This window comes from Streptomyces sp. NPDC002536, from assembly GCF_053594995.1.
The window spans coordinates 54,962-74,073 of the sequence record NZ_JBSFWU010000001.1 but is presented as its reverse complement, the minus strand read 5'-3'; the positions used below and the strand labels follow the sequence as shown (position 1 = coordinate 74,073).

Below are 19,112 nucleotides of genomic sequence, written 5' to 3'. Positions count from 1 at the left end.
CGCTAGGCCGCCCCTCGGTGATCCGTCCAAGACATGATGAGCCTGGTTTCGATAGGCATCTCCTATGCACGCACTACCATGCCGCTGTGCAACTCCAGCAGCTCCGCTACTTCGCCACCGTCGCCGGACTCCGCCACTTCACCCGGGCCGCGGAGGTGCTGCACGTCGCCCAGCCCTCGCTGTCCCAGCAGATCCGGGCGCTGGAACGGGAGTTGGGCGCCGAACTCTTCCACCGCGCCCGCGGCAACATCACCCTCACCGACGCGGGCGAGGCCCTCCTGCCGCTGGCCCGGCGCATCCTGGCCGACGCGGAGACCGCACACCGCGAGGTGCAGGAGGTCGCGCAGCTGCGCCGGGGCAGGGTGCGCCTGGGCGCCCCGCCCAGCCTGTGCGCGAGTCTCGTCCCGGACGTGCTGCGCACGTACCACGCCCGGTATCCCGGCATCGACCTCCTCGTCGACGAGGGCGGTTCCCGCGACCTCGTCCGCACCCTTGCCGCGGGCGAGCTCGACCTGGCCCTGATCATCACTCCGCTCGGTGCTGCGGCCCCCGCCCTCGCCACCACGGAACTGCTGCACGAGGAACTGGTCGTCGTCACCTCCCCCTCCGATCCGCCTCCCGTCCGCCGGCGCCGCATCCGCGTGGAGGACCTCCGGGACCTCCCGATGGTCATGTTCCGCCGGGGCTACGACCTGCGGGAAATCACCATCTCCGCCTGCCGCGAGGCCGGTTTCGAACCGTCCTTCACGGTGGAGGGCGGGGAGATGGACGCAGTCCTGGGCTTCGTGCGTGCGGGTCTGGGCCTGGCCGTGGTCCCCGGCATGGTGGCCTCCAGGTCCGGCCTCCGCGTCACCCCTTTCGAGCGCGACCGCATGCGCCGCACGGTGGCCGTCGCCCACCGCAAGGACGCCCCGCCGCCGCGCGCCGCGCGGGAGTTGCGCAGGGTGCTGCTGGAGCACTTGGACTCGGCGGAGTCGTGAACCTTGTCCGAGGTCAGCCGTACCAGGTGATGTTGACGACGTAGACGTAGCAGTCGCGAGGGAGGACGAGGAAGTTGAAGAAGCCACGTCCGGCCAGGAAATCGAATTCCCGCAGCCCACCCTCACGGTCGTCGGGCCTGCCCACTTTCACTGCGTCTCTCCCGAGCGCGGCGAGTTCGGTGGCCAGCCGCTCCACCTCGGCCTTGACACCCGGCGGCAGTCCGGCGGCGACGTATTCTTCGCTGGGATCGTAGGCCCAGGACCAGCCGGTCACAGACCTGCCTCTTCCTCGGCTGCTTCCCAGATCTGCCGGATCTCCGTGATCGCCTCCCTCGGATCCTGTTCGCCTGCATCGACGATGTCTTCCAGTTCTCGCATTCGGGCAGCCCGTTCCGGGTGGCGCTCGATCGCGATGAACACGGCCCAGCGATGGACGAAGGCCCGCAGTGGAGCGAGGCTCTGCAATTGTTGGGCGTTCGTCGTCGCTTCGAACAAGTGCCGGGTGAGGTCGGGCAGCCTGCTCGGTGCAATCCGGGTCACCGCGGCCCGCAGAGCGTCGGGGGTGAGTTCAGGCATGGGGATCAACGGCCCGTAAGGGCCATCGTGTTGCGCGCTCACAAGGTCCTCCATCGCGGATGGATGTCTCGTAACGGTACCGGTCAGCGGGCCGTGTGCGTGACTGTGGCCTGGCGGTACCCCCGGACCCGCTAGCCCTCGCCCAGATCGGCTTTGACGATCGCCCGCAGCGCGGCGAGGTGTGCCCGGTAGGCCGCGCGCCCGTCCTTGGTCAGGCGCAGCCAGACCCGCTGGCGCGTCTCACGCACCGCACGCCGCTGCTCGACGTAGCCCGCGTCCGTCAGGACCGTCACATGCTTGCTGAGCACCGAGGGACTCACCCCGAGCGTGTCCCGTATCGTCCCGAACTCGATCTCCTCGACGGCGTCGAGCGCGGCGCAGATCCGCAGCCTGTTCGGCGCGTGGATCGTCTCGTTGAAGCCGTCTTCGGGGGCGGTCACGGTGCGGGTATGCCCTTCTTGCGGGGAAAGCGGTCGATGACCAGGGTGCCACCTGCGACCAGCAGTGCCGCCAGCACCCATATCCACGACATGCCCGCGAGCCGGTCCAGCAGGTCCGCCCCCACGAATCCCAGCAGCCCGAGCACGGCGCCGCCGAGCATCTGCCGTCCCACCTTCGGGGTGTAGCGGTGCTTGACGCCGCTGGTCTGCACCTGCCGGATCACGAACGTGATCAGACACGCGAAGGAGACCGCGATGGCGACCAGGTCGTACGGCCTGGGCAGCAGGTTGGCGAGGAAGACCGCGGCCACGCACGCGGCGAGTTTCAGTTCGTACCGGCGCGAGGGCTTGATCGATCCCACCGCCGCCTGCGCCTGCTCGGCGAGCGCCAGCGATTCCGCGGCGCTCTCGCGAGACAGGCGTGAGTTCTCGTCAGTTGCCATGACGGAAAGTCTGGCACGGACTTTCCGTCATGGCAACTGACGAGTTTCCGTTGTAGAAAACTTCGTCACCCTCGGGTTCAGCTCCCCACCGCCACCCCCGCGAAGGCGGCCCCGAGCCCGCACACCACGCTTGCCGCCGCGTTCGCCACGGCGTAACTCCGGGCCCCGGTCTCCGCCAGGCGGAGGGTTTCGTAGGAGAACGTCGAATATGTCGTAAGTGCCCCGCACAGACCCGTCCCCAGCAGCAGGCGTACGTCGGCCGGGGCGGCCGCGGTCAGGATGCCGAGGACGAAGCAGCCCACCACGTTCACCACGAACGTGCCCCAGGGGAAGACCGAGTCGTGCCGGGACTGGACCGCGCGGTCCGTCAGGTAGCGGAGAGGAGCGCCGACCAGCGCGCCCCCGATGACAAGGAGCCAGTTCACGCGGACGCCTCCCGGCCCCGGTATAGGAACCGGCGGGTCGTCGTCGCCGCTGCCCACACCGCGGCCATCGCCGTCAGCAGTGTCGCGACCAGGTACGCCAGAGCGCTCGCCACGCGGCCGGCCTGCAGCAACTGCTGCGCGTCCACCGCGTACGTCGAGAACGTGGTGAAGCCGCCCAGCACACCCGTCCCCAGGAAGGGCCGCACCAGCCGGTGCGCCGAGCCCAGTTCGGAGACGGTGACCAGCAGCACGCCGATCAGGGCGCAGCCGGCCGCATTGATGAGGAGCGTGGTCCAGGGGAAGGCTCCGCTCGGCGTCGACCACAGCAGCCCGGCGCCGTAGCGGGCGACCGCACCGATGGCTCCCCCGACGGAGACGACGCCCATGACCGGCCACTGGCCGGAGGGGCGGGGGCGGCGTGTGCGCCCGCTCTCTGCCGACGCGACCGCCTCGGCCTGTGACGTGCCCACGTGCGCTCTCTGCCTCCGCCTGTGCCGTACTCCGTGCAGAGGCTCAGGCTATAGGCCGCTTCCCGTGACGGCCTTCAGGTACGCCTCCGCACGGTCCTCGTCCATCAGCCAGTCCTGATAGTCGGCGGGGTCGGCGAAACCGTTGACGTACCGGTGGGCGATCTCGCGGTGTTCGCCCGCCGCGGTCAGCAGGTGCCGCACGTGCTCGGGCAGCGGTGTGCTCAGCACCAGGTTGGTGAAGGCCGTGCCGTGCCGTGCATGCTCCCAGTACCCGGCGAAGACGCCGTGCATCCACGCCCGGTCGAACGGCAGCTCGCCCCGCTCGCGGATCGCCGCCAGATAACGGGCCGCGGCCCGGGCCGCGTTGTTGCTGCCCTGCCCGGTGATCGGGTCGTTGACGACGACCGCATCCGCCATGCCGAGCACGTACGTGTCCGGCGCGACCTCCGCGACAGGATGCCGCACCACCGGGGTGACGGCACCGGACAGCGCGGCCCCCGCATCCGTCGGCTCGGCGTGCGCGCACAGCTCGTACTCCCAGGGCGCCCGCTCGCGCAGCACATCCAGCGTGCGCGCGAGCACGGCCTGCGGATCGCCGGCCGGCTCCTGCCAGCAGTCCAGCGGCCCGCCCGGCACCCCTTCCCACAGCACCGCATGGCACGGCCCGGACAGCGTCAGCGCCGGCATGACGAAGTACTCACCGACACCCGGGAAGCCGACCATGCGCAGATACGGGTCGCCCGGTGCCGGTGCGATCCCGTGTGCGTACACGACGGCGACCACGCGCTGCGGGCGGCCGAAGGGGCTGTGCCGCTCGTCCCGCCCGAACACCTCCCCGAGCGGTCCGCGCCCCGTGGCGACGACCGTCAGGTCGTGACCGTAGGCCAGCTGTGCCAGGTCGTCGGCGGACGCCTCGCGGTACTCCACACGGCCGCCCTGCTCCTCGAAGAGCTCCAGCCACCGCGCGGTCTTGATCCGCTGGTCGACGGACTGGGCGGGCGCGACGAGCGGACCGGCGACGGGCGGCCTCCGGCCGTCCTCCGGGTCGACCGCGGTCAGCGAGGCGCCGAGGATCCAGGGCGCCTCGCCGTCCCACAGGTTCAGCCCGGCCTCGCGTTCCAGAGCGAGCGCCGGAGCGAACATCTGCTGGGTGGACGTCACGCGCCCGGCCCTGATCTCCTCGGGTTTTCGCGCGGCGACCACCGTCACCTCGTACCCGGCCGACCGCAGCCCCAGGGCCAGTTGCAGGCCTGCCTGTCCCGCGCCCACGATGGCGATCCTGCGCATTGCCGCCTCCCCCATCGAACGGTTGCCACCCTCACCCGTTGTAAGCGCACAGGGCGCGCCGTGTACAGACGGCATACGGGCGGCACGGCCGTCGCGGGCACCGTCCGGTTCGCACCTCCATTCGGCCCACGGGGCGGTCACCCGGACGCTTCATGGACGAAACCTTTGTGGCTTATGGGCGTTTTACCGGACTCCTGGCCTCATCGGCCGGGGAGCCTGTCCCGTACGACCAAGCAAAGGTGTCTCCCCATGTCACGAATCGCCAAGGCAGCAGTCATCACCGCCACCGTGGGCGCCACTCTCGCCGGCGTCGCCGCCGGCAGCGCGGTCGCCGACGCCGGAGCGAAGGGCGTTGCCGCCGGTTCCCCGGGTGTGATCTCGGGCAACGTCATCCAGATCCCGCTGCACGTGCCGATCAACCTGTGCGGCAACTCCATCGACATCATCGCTCTGCTCAACGCGGCCTCCGGCAACACCTGCGTCAACGGCTGATGCACGGCTAGTCCGCGTCGTCCCCCGGACGGTCCCCGGCCGGGACCCGTCCTGCGCGTGGCGCCCCCGACAGTGTCGGAGGGCGCCACGCGCACGTAGGATCACCTGCCGCCGCCGCGACAGGCGGGGACGGACCTGGGGGTGGGGGACGCATGGACGGCACCGAGAACACCATCGCGGGGGCGACGATATGGGGCACGGCGATCCAGGGGCGGGACATCCAGTACCACGCCGCCCCTGAAGCGCCGACGCCCCGTCAGCTCGCCCCGGAGCCACAGAAGTACGTCAATCACCGCCGCATCTTCGCCACGCTCACCCGGGCCGTCGCGGAGCGGACCGCGGGGACGGCACCTCTGGTGCTCCTGCTGATCGGTATGCCCGGGGTGGGGAAGACGGCCACCGCACTGCGCCTGCTGCACGCCCTCAGCGACGACTTCCCCGGCGGCCAGCTCCAGGCCGACATGAGCCCCCAGGGACCGCTGTGCCCCCGCGACCCCGTCGCCGTTCTGCAGGGCTTCGTCCGCGCGCTGACATCGCATCAGCCGGACGCGACTCTGCCCGCCGACCCCGGTGAACTGGCCGCTCACTACAGATCGCTCACATCGGCCCGGCCCGTGCTCGTCCTGCTCGACGACGTGGTGAATGCCGGGCAGGTCCGCGCATTACTGCCCGGACACCCCGGCAGCGTGGTCGTCGTCACCAGCCGCACGCCCCTCGCCGGTCTGCAGGCTTCGCACTGCATGATGCGTGTTCCTCTGGGTGCGTTGAAACCCAAGGCCAGCAAGGAGCTGTTCGAAGCCGTGGCGGGCCCGGGTGTCATGGAACGGCCGTTGCTGGACGGCGTGCTGCACGCCTGTGCCGGCCTTCCCCTGGCCGTGCGGATCGCAGGAGCCAGAGCGAGTGAACTGCGCGACATGGGGGAGGATCCGGCCGGGCTCGCCCGTGAACTCATCGACCGGAGCACTCGCTTGGAGGCGCTCGCCGTGCCGGACGACCTATCGGTTGCGCAGGTCTTCGACGTTGTCTACCGCTCCCTGGACAAGGACGCAGCGGCCCTCTACCGCGCGCTGGGGCTCCACCCCACGCCGGAGTTCTCCCGCGAGCTCGTTCAGCGGCTCGCGGAAGCGCCGGATGACGTGCGGACGCTCGTCCGGGAGAAGCTCCTCGACCCGGCAGGGGACGGCCGGCTGAGGATGCACCGCCTGGTGCACGACCACGCGCGAGCGGCGGCCGACGCCGGTGGGCCGGACGGCACCGTGGAGCGGTGCATCGACTGGTACCTGACGCTGGCCGCAGCCGTCGAGCGGCTGGTCTCCGACCGCTGGCGCCACGGACAGGTCTTCACCCGCACCGACCTGCCCGCCTTCCCGGACGTGAACACGGCACTCGACGCCCTGGAGCCCGACCGCGCCAACGCCGTGGCCGTCGTCGAACTCGCCCACACCGCAGGGCACTACGAAGCCGCCTGGCAGCTGTGCGAGGCACTGCGCGGCTTCTTCTACCGCCGCAAGTACCACACGGACTGGATCGAGGTGTGCCGGCAGGGCCTGGACGCAGCCGGGCGGACAGGCGATCCGGTCGCCGTGGCCCGCATGCACTACGAGCTCGCCTTCGCGCTCGCCGACCGGGGCGAGGGCGACGACTGTGCCGCCTCCCGGGAGCACTACGAACACGCCCTGCGCGAGGCCACCATGGCCACCCACGCACGGACGGTGTCCACCGCCTTGGAAGGCCTCGGGCTGCTCGCCCTGCGCGCCGGTGATGCACGCACGGCCGCAGACCGTTTCGAGCGTGCAGTCGGGGCACTCGACGGCATCGACCACCCGCGGGGCAGGGCACTGCTGACCTTCCACCTGGGGCGAGCCCGCAGCGCCGAGTGCCGTCACCAGGATGCGGCCGAACTGCTCCTGCAGGCCCGGAGTTTGTTCGCCGCACTGCCCGATCCCTTCAATGAGGCCAAAGCGCTGTGGCACTACGCGCAAGCACGACAGCGTGCCGACCGGCTGGACGAAGCACTCGAACCGCTTGATGCATCAGTGGCGCTGATGCGCACATGCGGTGCCCCGAAGGAGCTGGCCGACGTGCTTTTGATGCGTGGTGACGTGCGGACGGCACAGGGGGAACACCAAGCAGCCGGAGGCGACTGGCGCGAGGCAGCCGAGCTGTACAAGAGGCTGGGCTGTGGGGCAGAGGAACAGGCCGCACGCGAGCGCCGCGTCACCGGCTGATGGTGAGGACGGCCGGTGGGATGCCGTCGACCACGCTGATGCGTACGGAAGTTGAGCAGCTGGTCAAAGTGGAATAGGTGGAATAGACAGCCGATGCGGCCACCGCGGTGTCGTACGGCCACGGCGCCGTGCCCTCCTGCCACTGCGCGGTCAGCCGCTGCTGTCCGTCCCGTGTGAACGCAACGCAGCCCGCCGACCCTTGGGGAAAGACGGCCAGCAGGCATCCGGGGTGGTGCCGGAACGTACGTCGGACGGCGTCCTCCCACGACTCGCCGGGGCCTCGCGGCTGGGCGAGGACCACGTCGGCCGCGTGGGCCCAGCGGGGATCGGGCTCGCCGTAGGAGGCCACGAGGTGGGGGTCGGGCAGGTGATCGGCGACCGGGCCCTGGAGCTCGGCCGGGTAGCGCCGGAGACGGCCGTCCTGCAGGTCGGCGTACACGGGTGCAGCGGCCGGCTGGCGGCGTTCCGCAGGCAGTGGCAGGGGGAGCGTGACGGGCCGGGTGACGGCGGGGTGCTGCGGTTCGTCGAGCTCCATCCGCGCGTAGTACAGGCTGCGCAGCAGTCCGGCCGCTCTGAGGGGCCGGGAGGTCACCAGGGCGCCGATCTCCGCGATCCGTTCGCGCCGCGGGCCGGTCTGGGCGGCGACGGCCCGCTGCAGCTGCTTCCCGAGCGGCTCGTGCCGTGTCACGCGCGGCAGTTCGCCGCCCAGCAGGTCCATCGGCGACCCCTCGGCCACCGCCTCCTCGCCGAACGCGCCCAGCAGGCCGGGCACGCCGAGTGCCGCGGCGTAGAGGGACAGCGAGCCGTGGTCGCCGATGAAGGCGTCGGCCGCGACGAGTGCCGCCTTCCAGGCGTCGGTCTCGGGGGAGGGGAGGACGAGCCCGGCGCGCAGGAATGGCGCGAGCCACTCGCGTATCTGGTGACCGCCGTGCGCGTACCAGGCGTTGGGGTGGACAGCGCAGAGCACGCGGTACTCGTCGGCGGGCAGTTCGGCGAGGGAGCGGCGGACGGTCTCCAGGTCGGCCCGGTGCGCGCCGAGCAGCGACCGGTTCTTCCAGGTGGAGGTCAGTACGAGCAGCTTCTGCCCGGGGCGGAGGCCCAGGGCCGCGCGGTACTGGTCACGGAAGGGGGCGCTAGCGAGGAGCTGGTCCATGCAAGGGTCGCCCGCGACGACGGAGAGGGGGACGGCCTCGGGGCAGCCGCGGCGCAGGCGTTCACGCTGTTCGTCATGCGAGAGGACGATCGCGGAGGGGATCAGCTGACCGTTGTGCGTGAGCCACTCGGCATCGAGACCGAAGGCTTCCGGCTTCCGGCTTCCGGCTTCCGGCTTCCGGCTTCCGGCTTCCGGCTTCCGGCTTCCGGCTTCCGGCTTCCGGCTTCCGGCTCAAGTGTTTATTGTATCCAGCGCCGTGCGGGGCGCCGACGAGCGGAGCATTGAGCTGCTGCAGGTCCCCGCCCCGGCTGCTGCTGACCGCGAGGTCGAATTTCTCGCGCTTGGCCTCTTCCCAGGATATGTACGGGAGTTGGCGCTCGGTGACGAATTCCCGTATGCCCGCCTCGAACGCCGAGGACCCCGTGCAGGTGAAGAGGACGTGCACGCGGGTGTCGCCCTCGAAGGGCTTCAGGAGGTCGAGCAGCCGGGTTGCGGACGTGACGTTGTGGATGACGCCGAGCACGGTGCGTTCCGGCGTGACGGTGGCCCAGTCGGCGGCGTCCTCGCGCAGCAGGATGTGCGACGGTTCCGCGTCCGGCACTGCCCTTCCTCCCTCACGCCTCCGGCCGCCCTCCGGCGGCTCCGGCAGACGATACCCGGCGGCTCCGGCACGCCCTGTGTGCGCCTTTCCGCCGCTGTGCGCTCCGGCAGCATCCCTGCCGCACCCCTGTGCGGTGACTCCGATCCGCACTATGATCATTACTTTACGTGCAGGGGGAGCGTAAGAGGGGGCGGGCATGGCGGTGGCCGGTGGCTCGGCACTGAACAGGGCGCAAGAGGCCCGGCGGCACGAGCGCGAACTGCGTGAACAGCTGTGGGCGGCGCGACGGGAGGCCCGCCGCTGGGAGGCGGCGGGCGAGGGCGAACAGCTGGTGCACGCCCAGCTGTTGGTGCTCGCGCAGCGTGGCTGGCGGCTGCTCGTGGACCGCCGCTGGCCGGGTACGCGCGCGGCCAATGTCGACATGCTGCTTGTCGGCCCCGGCGGCGTCTTCGTGATCGACGTCAAGAACTGGAGATCCGCGCCCGAGACCGCGCACGGCCGCCTCACGGCCGGCGGCCGGCACTGCGACGGCGAGGTCCGCAAGCTGCTGGCGGTCACGCGCGTCGCGGAGGGCGCGGTCGCCGCGCTGGGCCTGTCACCCGTGGCGGTGCAGCCGTTGATGGTCTTCGCAGGACACTCGCTCGCGGAGAGTCTCGGCCGGGTGCGGCTCCTGGGCGACCAGGACGTGGCTCCGGCACTGATGGCCGAGCGGACGAGGCTCACGCCGTCGCAAGTGCGCATGCTGGGCGCCCACTTGGAGGAGGTCTTCCCGGCGTACGAGACCTCGTCGGTGGACCGCAGCAGCACGACATCACGGGAGCAGGAAACACCGGTCGACGACGCCCTCTTCGATGTCACCGGCCTGCGTGACGCAGCCATGGAAGCCGCCCGCAGCGCCCCGATCGAGCGGTGGATGACCTTCCTCGCCGCCGAACAGGTCCCCCTGGTGCGGCGCAACTGGTCGGGACCGGCCCGCATCAGCGGCCCGGCCGGCACGGGCAAGACCGTCGTGGCCCTGCACCGCGCCGCCCACCTCGCGCAGCGGACCACCGGCCGCATTCTGTACGTGACGTTCGCCAACAACCTCCCCAGAGTGCAGAGCACGTTCCTCGGCACGATGGCTCCCGCCGTCGCCGACCGCGTCGAATTCCGCAGCCTGCATTCCTGGGCCCGCGGTTTCCTCGATGAGCGCGGCATAGTCCACCGGCTGAACGGCGAGCGGGCGGAGACCGCGTTCAGCCACGCCTGGATGCGCCGCGGCCGGTCCAGCATTCTCGCCAGTGTCGACCGCTCGCCGGGCTACTGGCGCGAGGAAATCGACTACGTCATAAAAGGCCGCGGCATCACGCGCTTCGAGGACTACGCGACGCTGCGCCGCATCCGCCGCCGCACCAACCTCCGCCGCACGCACCGGGAAGCGGTCTGGGAGCTGTACGAGGAGTACGAACGCATCCGCACCGAGCGCGGCGTCCACGACTTCAACGACATCCTCAGCCTCGCCCTGGCCGAGGCCCGGCGGCATCCCGGCAGTCCGCCGTATGCAGCGGTGATAGCCGACGAGGTGCAGGACCTGACCCTGGTGGGTGTGCGCCTGCTGCACGCCCTGGTCGGCGACACGGACAACGGCCTGCTGCTGGTGGGTGACGGCCAGCAGTCCGTCTACCCGGGCGGGTTCCGCCTGTCCGACGCGGGCATCGACGTCCGCGGCGACCGGGGCCAGGTGCTGCGCACCAACTACCGCAACGCCAAGGAGATCCTCGATGCGGCACTGGCCGTCGTGGCCGAGGACGCGTTCGACGACATCGACGGCACCCGCACCGCCGGGCACCGGGACGTCGACCTGACCTATCACGACGGCACGGTCACCAGGGCGGTCTTCCGCACCGCTGCAGCGCAGGACGAGGCGCTCCTTGATGCCCTCCGCACGCTCGGACCGTCCAACTGGCCGGACTCCGCAATCCTCTGCCGCTCGCACCGGGAGACGAACCACTTCAGGGACTTGCTCAACCGCTCAGGCATTCCCTTGTGCCCGCTGGACCGCTACGACGGTCAGCCGGTGGCGGCCGTGAAGCTCGGCACGTACCGCCGTGCCAAAGGCCTGGAGTTCAAGCACGTCCACCTGCCGGACCACGACATCGCGTCCGACGGTTCAGTCGACAGCAGCGCACCCGACGCGGACGTCACGCGTGAACGCCAGGAACTGTGGCGCACTCAGCTGTTCGTCGCCATGACGCGGGCCCGGGACACCCTGTGGCTGGGTTCGGTCGCAGCGGGCGGCAGGTAGCAGAAGCAGGCAGCAAGAAGACCCGTCGGGTTCACAGGGGCACACCGCCCGTCTGCCGCACCTCCTCGTGAAGGTGCACGATGTGCCAGGCGCCGGTGCCGCCCCGCTGCAGCACGGCCGTGTTGCGCACCAACTCCGGCCGTAGCGGCGTGCCGTCGGCCGCCGGTGCGCAGTTGACGCGCAGCCAGTACCGCACCAGGGCGGTGTCCCCGAGAACGTCCACGACCGGGTCGTGGGCGTCGAGGCCCGTCCACTCGGGCCCGCCCGCGGCGGCGGCCCGTTCGGCCCGCAGGCGGTCGAGGTCCTTCCTGCCGAGCAGCAGGCCGTCCGCCTCCGAGTGCCACATCGTCGCCTCCGGATCGAGCCGGGCGTCGACCTCTTCCCTGTCGCCCGCTCCGTGCGCCGCGTACATTCCGGTGACCACGGCCCACACGGCCTCGGCGTCCGAGGAGGCGGCATCGGTGTGTTCGGGGTGGGACGGGACGGATGCGGGCACGACGGCCTCCCGTTCAGACGAGTTGGCAAGAGAGTTCGGACGACTTTCAAGCGAGTAGAGCACGATTTCAGGCGTGCGGATCACGTGAGTGGAGTAGGTAACAGTCCCGCTTTCGCCGCACCGGATCGTCATAGCATCAGGACGTTCAGTCATATCCGTTTGAGGAGCATCCCGTGTCACAACCCGGTGCCGAGCAGTCCGTGATTCCGTCGAGCGCGACGGTGCCGGCCGGCACTACGGCCGGTGCCGCGCTCCGCGACGCGGGGATCCTGCCGAAGGGGCCGAAGGCCGTCATCGTCGTGAGGGACGCCCAGGGGCAGTTGCGCGACCTGTCCTGGGCGCCCGAGGCCGACGCCGAGGTCGAACTCGTCACCGCCGACAGTGCGGACGGCCGCATGGTCATCCGGCACTCCTGCGCCCACGTGCTCGCGCAGGCCGTGCAGCAGGAGTTCCCGGAGGCCAAGCTGGGCATCGGCCCGCCGGTCAAGGACGGCTTCTACTACGACTTCCAGGTCGAGCGCCCGTTCACGCCCGAGGACCTGCAGGTGCTCGAGAAGCGCATGAAGCAGATCATCAAGGGCTCGCAGCGCTTCTCGCGCCGCGTGGTGGAGTCGGTCGAGGCGGCGAAGGCCGAGCTGGCGGACGAGCCGTTCAAGCTCGAACTGGTCGACATCAAGAGCGACGTGGACTCCTCCGAGGTGATGGAGGTCGGCGGCGGCGAGCTCACGATCTACGACAACCTGGACCCGCGCACCGGCGAGCGGGTGTGGGGCGACCTGTGCCGCGGCCCGCACGCGCCGACCACCAAGCACATCCCGGCCTTCAAGCTGATGCGCACCGCCGCCGCCTACTGGCGCGGCGACCAGAACAACCAGCAGCTGCAGCGCGTCTACGGCACCGCGTGGGAGTCCCAGGAGGCCCTGGACGCCCACCTGGAGCTGATCGCCGAGGCCGAGCGCCGCGACCACCGCAAGCTGGGTGCCGAGCTCGACCTGTTCTCCTTCCCCGACGAGATCGGCTCCGGCCTGGCGGTGTTCCACCCGCGCGGCGGCATCGTCCGGCAGGAGATGGAGAACTACTCGCGGGCCCGGCACATCGCGGCCGGCTACGACTTCGTCTACTCGCCGCACATCGCCAAGGCCAACCTGTTCTCGACGTCCGGACACCTCGACTGGTACCGCGACGGCATGTACCCGGCGATGCACCTGGACGCGGAGCTGGACGGCGACGGGGAGGTACGCAAGCCCGGTCAGGACTACTACCTGAAGCCGATGAACTGCCCCTTCCACGACCTCATCTTCCGATCGCGCGGCCGCTCGTACCGCGAACTGCCGCTGCGGATGTTCGAGTTCGGATCCGTCTACCGCTACGAGAAGTCCGGCACGATCCACGGCCTCACCCGCGTCCGCGGCCTCACACAGGACGACGCGCACATCTTCTGCACCGCCGACCAGGTGCAGGACGAGCTGAAGTCGCTGCTGTCCTTCGTCCTGGACCTGCTGCGCGACTTCGGCCTTGACGACTTCTACCTGGAGCTGTCGACCCGCAACGACGAGAAGTACGTCGGCTCGGACGAGATCTGGGAGAAGGCCACCGAGGCGCTGCGCACGGCCGCCGTGGAGTCCGGCCTGGAGCTCGTCCCCGACCCGGGCGGCGCCGCCTTCTACGGGCCGAAGATCTCCGTACAGGCGCGGGACGCGCTCGGCCGCACCTGGCAGATGTCCACGATCCAGCTGGACTTCAACCTGCCGAAGGCCTTCGACCTGGAGTACTCCGCCGCCGACGGCACCCGGCAGCGGCCGGTGATGATCCACCGCGTGCTGTTCGGCTCGCTGGAGCGGTTCTTCGGCGTGCTCACCGAGCACTACGCGGGCGCCTTCCCGGCGTGGCTGTCGCCGGTCCAGGCCGTCGGCATCCCGATCGCCGACGACTTCATCCCGCACCTGCGCGAGGTGGAGCAGGCGCTGCGGCTCAAGGGCATCCGCGCCGAACTGGACGTCTCGGACGACCGCATGCAGAAGAAGATCCGCAACCACACCACCCAGAAGGTGCCGTTCATGCTGCTGGCGGGCGCCAAGGATGTGGAGGCCGGGGCAGTGTCCTTCCGTTTCCGTGACGGCAGTCAGGTGAACGGGGTGCCGGTGGAGAAGGCCGTGGAGACCATTGCCGACTGGGTCGGGCGGCGGGTGAACGCTTCGCCGACCGCTGAGTCGTTCCCTGCCCTTCAGGGCTGACGCCCATGCCGAAGGCCGGCCCTCGCCGGGCCGGCTTTCGGCTGCGGGTTGTCTGTGGCTGGTCGCGCAGTTCCCCGCGCCCCTTGCGGGGCGCGTTACGGGGCGCGGTCCACCATGAACCCCCGTACCCCCGGCATCGCCGCCGTGGCCAGGCAGGCCACTGTCACCAGTACCGCGCACGCCGCCAGTGGGACGGACGGGCCCCACAGGTCGGCGGCGACGGGGGCCAGGGCGTAGCCCAGCGGTGTCGGGCCCAGGGACATCAGCCAGTCGTAGGAGGTGACCCGGGCGAGCGCGTGCTCGGGCACGCTGTTCTGCACCACGGTCTCCCACACCGGGCCGAGGAAGCCGAGTCCGGCCATTCCCACTCCGTACGCCGCGATCACCACCGGCGCGGGTGCCGGCACGGCGAGCAGGCCCAGCGGCAGCGCGTACAGGGTCAGGGCGAGGTCTCCGGCAAGTACCGGTCGGCGCAGCCGTGTGCGGCTCGCCGCCAGCGAGCCCAGGAGCAGCCCGACGGAGCCGCTCTGGAGCACGGCCACCCAGGTCTTCTCGCCGCCGAGCGAGTGGACCGCGACGGCGGGGCCGAGGACGAGGAACACGCTCGCGGTGAAGCACCAGAGCCCGTGGACGATCAGGCTGGACCAGTACCAGTCGCGGCTGCGCACCTCCGCCCAGCCCTCGACCAGGTCCGCGCGGAACGAGCGCTTCGGCGGTTTGACGTGCGGCACGCGGACCGAGGCCAGCAGTGCGGCGCTGGCGGCGAAGGTCGTCGCGTCGAGCAAGAACGCCCAGCCCGGTCCGGCCGCCCAGATCAGCATCCCGGCGACCGCGGGGCCGCCCAGTTTGGCGAGACTGTTGGCCGTGCCCAGCAGGGAGTTGGCCCGCTGCCGGGTCTCCGCCGGGAGCGTTCCGCTGACGAGGGGGGACATCGCCGGCATGGCGAACGCGGAGGCGGCCGCGCCCAGCATCTCGGCTGCGGCGACGAGGACGATGTGCGGATGTCCGCTCAGCAGCTGGAAGCCGGTGAAGAGCTGCATCGCACAGCGGACGAGGTCCGTGCAGACCGCGACAGTGCGGGCGTTGAAGCGGTCGGCCATGACGCCGCCCACCGGCAGCAGGACGAGTCGCGGCACCATCGCGCACGCCAGGACGATGCCGAGCGCCGACGCCGACCCCGTGGCCCGCAGCAGGGCCAGGGCAAGCGCGGCAGGCACCACCGCGTCGCCGACGAGCGAGAGGGTGCGGCCCAGGAGCAGCCTGCGGAAGGTGCTGTGGCGCAGAGGAGAAGCCATCAGAGGGCGGCTCGCAGCTGTGCCTCGATCTCCCGCACGCGGTCCCGCGTCGCTCCGACGACGAGGCACTCCATGCTGTTGCCGAGCAGGGGGTCGCATGCCAGGACCAGTACGCCCTCCCGCGTCGCGCGGTCGAAGTGCAGGCCGTGCTCGCGCAGGATGCACAGCACGTCGTCCAGCGGGGCGGGCTGTACGTCCCGCACGGTGGACGCCACATGGCCGTCCGCGTAGCGCTCGCCGAGCAGTCGCGCGCAGATGTCGTGCGCGACCAGACCGCCGCCCCACCGGGCGTTCACCTCGTTGAAGACGATGTCGCCCGTGTCCGTGGCGATGGCGTCGATGTTGAGGTGGCCCCGGTAGCCGAGCTGCGCGATCAGCGTGGCCAGCCGCGTCGAGAAGGTCAGGGCCTGTGCGGAGAGGAACGGGGGGAGTTCGGCAGGTATGTCCAGGCCGACCCAGACCAGTTCGGCCGCTTCGGGGTCGCTGTCCGGGCGGAGCCGGATGGTTCCGCTGTCGAGGAAGCGGGGCACGCCGTCGTCGCCGATGACGTACTCGATGTAGAACTGGTGCGAGGCGCCGTGGTAGCTCTCCACGACGAGGCCGTGGCTCCACCGGTCCGTCAGTGCGTCCCACACCTCGGTGGCCAGGGCCTCGGTGATCCCGTCCACGTGCCGGGTCTCGCGGGACCCGGGCAGGGCCGTCGCCGGGCCGGTGGTGAGCGTGAGGTTGCCGAGGCCGCCGGCGCCGTCGTCCTGCTTCACGATCACCGTGCCGGTGTGCGGCAGGTGCTTCTCGACGGCCCTGGCCAGGTCGTGCGGCGAGCGGACGACGGAACCCCGGGGGAGGGGAATGCCGATGCCGGCGGCCAGTTGGCGGAAATGCGTTTTCCGGTTGAGGAAGTCGGAGCCGCGCTGGGCCGCGAATCCGGTGCCCGTGCCGGAGGCGAGGCCGAGGAGGGAGGCGAGTTCCGCGGTGCCTTCCGTGTGGAAGCACGGCATCATCGTCCAGGATGCGGGCGCCCCGGACGACTCGACATGTTTCCGCAGTTCCCCGATGACGTCCTCGGACAGCAGGAGTTCGTCGCTGACGATGCGGTCGCGGCTGAGGACGGAGACGGTGCGCCCGTCGAATCCCAAGGTGTCGCCGAGGTACTGCAGGAATTCCCCGTCGATGGCCACCGGGCTGACGATGACGTCGCCCTCTTCGGCGAACCACGCGTGGCGCCAGCCGGACCGCGTGATCGGGTGCGTACTGGAGGAACGGTCGCCCAGGGCGTGCGCCGTTCCCACGTTCAGTACAACGATTTTGGGCATGTCTTCACCATCTGTCTTCTGTGGGCTCGAAGAAGTCGACCGTCGGCAGCGCGGATTCGGCGGACGCGGCGCGTTCACCAGACCCGGCGGATTCCGCGGTGGTGTGCCACCCGGCCGCCAGCATCCTGGTCCGCAGCAGCGGGGGCCGTTCGGTCTGTACGAGCACGAGATCGGGCTCGGCGTCGCGCAGGACGGCGCCCTGCATGGCGTACGCCGCGAATTTGTGCACGACGATCCCGCGCAGCGTCTCGTCGTCGGGCTCGGCCAGGCCGTCGTAGTACGAACCCGGCTGCCAGAGGCTCCTCATGAGGGCCATCTCGGCCTCGATGTCCTGCGCGTCGAAGAAATCCAGCGGTGCTTCCGACACGGCGGCCCGGATCCCCTCGGCCGCGGCGGACGGCACGACGGCGGAAAGGCGTTCCACGCGTACGGCCTCTGCCCGCAGCACTCTCGGGTGATGCCCTTCGGGGCCCGGGATCTCCTCCGACAGATAACGGGCCACCGCGCCGACGAGCTGTTCGCGACGCTCGTCCAGTGCCTGCCGGTCGAGATGCGCGGGCGGTGTGACTCCGTGCCAGAGGTAGTCGTCCTCGTCGGTGTCGCCGACGAACGTGCGGAGTTCCACCTCTATTTGGGCGCCTTCCAGGCCGCGGAAAAGGGTGTGCAGGCGGTCGGTCAGGCGGCTCAGCACGCTTCCGTGCATGTGGTCGCGGATGTACAGTTCGGGTCTGTCGCCGGAGAGCCGGGAGAAGTCGACGGGCGGGCAGACGAAGAGCGCGAGCCGCAGCTTTCCGTCCCGGGCGATGCTGCCGAGGACGCTCCGCTTCATTGCGGGCGTGGGGGCCCGGTGCGTACGGTCCCATTCGCCGAGCACCAGCAGTGCGGCGGCCGCCTGCGCGTACGTGACGTCCGTGTGGCCCGGGTGTTCGACGGCCAGTGCGGCGGCGAGTCCGGCGACGGGTTCGGATCGGGCCGTGAACTCCTCCAGGGCCTCGTGCAGCCGGCGCGACACCTTCTTCAGGCGTTTGCCGCTCACGGCGAGCCGGACCGAGTCCGCTCCGTTGAAGACCGCGGACTTGAACGGGTCGAGGCGGGTGCGCAGCAGGAATTCCGCGTATTCCGCGAGGGACTCCTCGCGCACGGCGGAAGGCGCCGGAGAAGCGAGTTCGGGGAGGGCGCAGGGTGCGGCGGGAGGGTTCGCCAGGACGACGTCGATGACGTCGCGCGCCTCTGCGATGCGCTGGGTGAGCAGGACCCGGGCCGAGGCCATGTCGTCGCCCAGGCCGCGCCGTTGCAGGGTCGGGGCGCCGGTCATGCCGCGGCACCCCGCCGCGCGATCCGGGCCTTGTCCTCCTCGGATCCGTAACGCCGGTCGAGAAGACGCGTGACGCGCGCCCAGTCGTCGAGGCTCCGGATGGAATTCCGCTGTTCCGCCACGAACGGGTCGCTGCGCCAGGCGAGCGCCCGGGCCCACAGCACGTCGAGGGACTCCTCCAGGACGTTGCCCACCTTCGCCTCGTAATTGGTGGACGCCCTGAACTGGCCGTCCGCCTCGATATGGGCGATCGTCTCGCCCTGGGCGCAGAGCGGGGACGTGGGGAGGAAACTGCGGGCGTCCGTCACGGAGACGTGCGCGCCGTTGCGGGCACGGGACGCCAGCCGCGGTTCCATGTCGCTGAGCGCGGCCAGCTGCTCGTCCGAGAGAAGCTCGCGGGACGCGAACTCCTCCTCCTGGGCGAGGCCTTCGGGAATCACCGCGCCGAAGGACACGTAGTCGATTTCCGGGAAGCGCGACGTCATCTCCTCGACGAATCGCTCCGTGCCGTCCCAGCCGCTGCGCGTCACCGTGTATTCGAGGCCGAGCCGGAAGCAGCGCTCGCCCCGCGCCCTGCGTTCCTGCTTGATGCGGTTGAGGTGCTCCAGCGATTCCATGGACTTCCGGAAGGATCCGGCGCGTCCGCGGATCACGTCGTGGACGTCAGCATTCGCGCCGTCCACACTGACGGCTGCGCCGGTCACGGAGTCGGCGAGCCGCTTTGCTATGCCCTCGTTCATCAGCCAGCCGCTGGTGAAGACGGTGACGGGGACGCCCGCGGATTCGAGCCGGCGCGCCGCCTCGTCCCACCACGGGGCGAGCAGCGGTTCCCCGCCGCCGAACGAGATGCGCTGCGGCCGGGCCGCGGCGATCACGTCCGCCACGCGCAGGGCGTCGTCGCGGCCGAGCATTCTGGCCGGGCGGCGGCCGGACTCGGTGAAGCAGTGCAGACAGCGCAGGGGGCAGGCGTAGGTCAGGTCCCAGACGAACCGCTCGATCGGCCAATTGCCCTGTGGAACGGCAGAGTTCGGTGATTCCATGACGTCGTGTAGGTCCTCTGAATCGGGTAAGTGGGGAAAG

Annotated in this window: 19 protein-coding genes; 5 read left to right on the top strand and 14 right to left on the bottom strand. The window is 70.5% G+C overall.

Features of this window, described 5'->3' with window-relative positions:
- Positions 1–86 precede the first annotated feature (86 nt).
- A complete protein-coding gene (locus ACWD4B_RS00320) occupies positions 87–980 on the top strand; it encodes a LysR family transcriptional regulator (protein ID WP_451418618.1) in 894 nt (297 codons plus the stop codon).
- Between the two features lie 13 nt (positions 981–993).
- Here the strand turns inward: ACWD4B_RS00320 and ACWD4B_RS00315 are convergent, their stop codons facing one another.
- The 7 genes from ACWD4B_RS00315 to ACWD4B_RS00285 all read right to left on the bottom strand — a co-directional run bounded on the left by ACWD4B_RS00315 (position 994) and on the right by ACWD4B_RS00285 (position 4,621).
- Positions 994–1,254, bottom strand: coding sequence for a hypothetical protein (locus ACWD4B_RS00315; protein WP_451418617.1), 261 nt, complete (start codon positions 1,252–1,254; stop codon positions 994–996).
- Positions 1,251–1,598 (bottom strand): hypothetical protein, encoded by a 348-nt coding sequence (locus ACWD4B_RS00310; RefSeq protein ID WP_451418616.1) that lies wholly within the window; start codon positions 1,596–1,598, stop codon positions 1,251–1,253. The genes ACWD4B_RS00315 and ACWD4B_RS00310 overlap by 4 nt, the downstream gene beginning before the upstream one ends.
- An 89-nt stretch (positions 1,599–1,687) precedes the next feature.
- A complete protein-coding gene (locus tag ACWD4B_RS00305) occupies positions 1,688–1,996 on the bottom strand; it encodes a transcriptional regulator (RefSeq protein WP_451418615.1) in 309 nt (102 codons plus the stop codon).
- Positions 1,993–2,439, bottom strand: coding sequence for a hypothetical protein (locus tag ACWD4B_RS00300; protein WP_390781087.1), 447 nt, complete (start codon positions 2,437–2,439; stop codon positions 1,993–1,995). Before ACWD4B_RS00300 ends, ACWD4B_RS00305 begins: the two co-directional genes overlap by 4 nt.
- Before the next feature lie 77 nt (positions 2,440–2,516).
- Positions 2,517–2,864 (bottom strand): fluoride efflux transporter CrcB, encoded by a 348-nt coding sequence (gene crcB, locus ACWD4B_RS00295; RefSeq protein ID WP_336413370.1) that lies wholly within the window; start codon positions 2,862–2,864, stop codon positions 2,517–2,519.
- Positions 2,861–3,250 (bottom strand): fluoride efflux transporter CrcB, encoded by a 390-nt coding sequence (gene crcB / locus ACWD4B_RS00290; RefSeq protein WP_451418689.1) that lies wholly within the window; start codon positions 3,248–3,250, stop codon positions 2,861–2,863. The genes crcB (ACWD4B_RS00295) and crcB (ACWD4B_RS00290) overlap by 4 nt, the downstream gene beginning before the upstream one ends.
- A gap of 132 nt (positions 3,251–3,382) precedes the next feature.
- On the bottom strand, positions 3,383–4,621 hold the full coding sequence (locus ACWD4B_RS00285; RefSeq protein WP_451418614.1) for a styrene monooxygenase/indole monooxygenase family protein: 1,239 nt from the start codon (positions 4,619–4,621) through the stop codon (positions 3,383–3,385).
- 249 nt (positions 4,622–4,870) lie between these two features.
- Between ACWD4B_RS00285 and ACWD4B_RS00280 the strand changes: the two genes are divergently transcribed.
- Positions 4,871–5,113 carry a chaplin gene (locus tag ACWD4B_RS00280; RefSeq protein WP_336413373.1) on the top strand — a complete coding sequence of 81 codons (243 nt, stop codon included), beginning with the start codon at positions 4,871–4,873 and terminating at the stop codon, positions 5,111–5,113.
- A 152-nt stretch (positions 5,114–5,265) separates the two neighbouring features.
- Positions 5,266–7,341, top strand: coding sequence for an NB-ARC domain-containing protein (locus tag ACWD4B_RS00275; protein ID WP_451418613.1), 2,076 nt, complete (start codon positions 5,266–5,268; stop codon positions 7,339–7,341).
- Here the strand turns inward: ACWD4B_RS00275 and ACWD4B_RS00270 are convergent.
- On the bottom strand, positions 7,331–8,494 hold the full coding sequence (locus tag ACWD4B_RS00270) for a hypothetical protein (protein WP_451418612.1): 1,164 nt from the start codon (positions 8,492–8,494) through the stop codon (positions 7,331–7,333). The genes ACWD4B_RS00275 and ACWD4B_RS00270 overlap by 11 nt on opposite strands.
- Before the next feature lie 73 nt (positions 8,495–8,567).
- Positions 8,568–9,095: a hypothetical protein gene (locus tag ACWD4B_RS00265; protein WP_451418611.1), complete on the bottom strand. Its 528-nt coding sequence runs from the start codon at positions 9,093–9,095 to the stop codon at positions 8,568–8,570.
- 196 nt (positions 9,096–9,291) lie between these two features.
- Between ACWD4B_RS00265 and ACWD4B_RS00260 the strand changes: the two genes are divergently transcribed.
- Positions 9,292–11,379 carry a UvrD-helicase domain-containing protein gene (locus ACWD4B_RS00260; protein WP_451418610.1) on the top strand — a complete coding sequence of 696 codons (2,088 nt, stop codon included), beginning with the start codon at positions 9,292–9,294 and terminating at the stop codon, positions 11,377–11,379.
- A gap of 31 nt (positions 11,380–11,410) precedes the next feature.
- Here ACWD4B_RS00260 and ACWD4B_RS00255 read toward each other — a convergent pair whose 3' ends face one another.
- Positions 11,411–11,875, bottom strand: a complete 465-nt coding sequence (locus ACWD4B_RS00255) for a nuclear transport factor 2 family protein (protein ID WP_451418609.1) — start codon at positions 11,873–11,875, stop codon at positions 11,411–11,413.
- A 173-nt stretch (positions 11,876–12,048) separates the two neighbouring features.
- Here ACWD4B_RS00255 and thrS point away from each other — a divergent pair, with 173 nt between their 5' ends.
- Positions 12,049–14,109 (top strand): threonine--tRNA ligase, encoded by a 2,061-nt coding sequence (gene thrS / locus ACWD4B_RS00250; RefSeq protein WP_451418608.1) that lies wholly within the window; start codon positions 12,049–12,051, stop codon positions 14,107–14,109.
- Between the two features lie 95 nt (positions 14,110–14,204).
- Here thrS and ACWD4B_RS00245 read toward each other — a convergent pair whose 3' ends face one another.
- From ACWD4B_RS00245 to ACWD4B_RS00230, 4 genes are read right to left on the bottom strand one after another with little or no spacing between them, the layout of a single operon-like run.
- Positions 14,205–15,404: an MFS transporter gene (locus tag ACWD4B_RS00245; protein WP_451418607.1), complete on the bottom strand. Its 1,200-nt coding sequence runs from the start codon at positions 15,402–15,404 to the stop codon at positions 14,205–14,207.
- Positions 15,404–16,717: a preATP grasp domain-containing protein gene (locus ACWD4B_RS00240; RefSeq protein WP_451418606.1), complete on the bottom strand. Its 1,314-nt coding sequence runs from the start codon at positions 16,715–16,717 to the stop codon at positions 15,404–15,406. Before ACWD4B_RS00240 ends, ACWD4B_RS00245 begins: the two co-directional genes overlap by 1 nt.
- 4 nt (positions 16,718–16,721) lie before the next feature.
- On the bottom strand, positions 16,722–18,032 hold the full coding sequence (locus ACWD4B_RS00235; RefSeq protein WP_451418605.1) for a hypothetical protein: 1,311 nt from the start codon (positions 18,030–18,032) through the stop codon (positions 16,722–16,724).
- Positions 18,029–19,072, bottom strand: a complete 1,044-nt coding sequence (locus tag ACWD4B_RS00230) for a radical SAM protein (protein ID WP_451418604.1) — start codon at positions 19,070–19,072, stop codon at positions 18,029–18,031. Before ACWD4B_RS00230 ends, ACWD4B_RS00235 begins: the two co-directional genes overlap by 4 nt.
- Between the last annotated feature and the right edge of the window lie 40 nt (positions 19,073–19,112).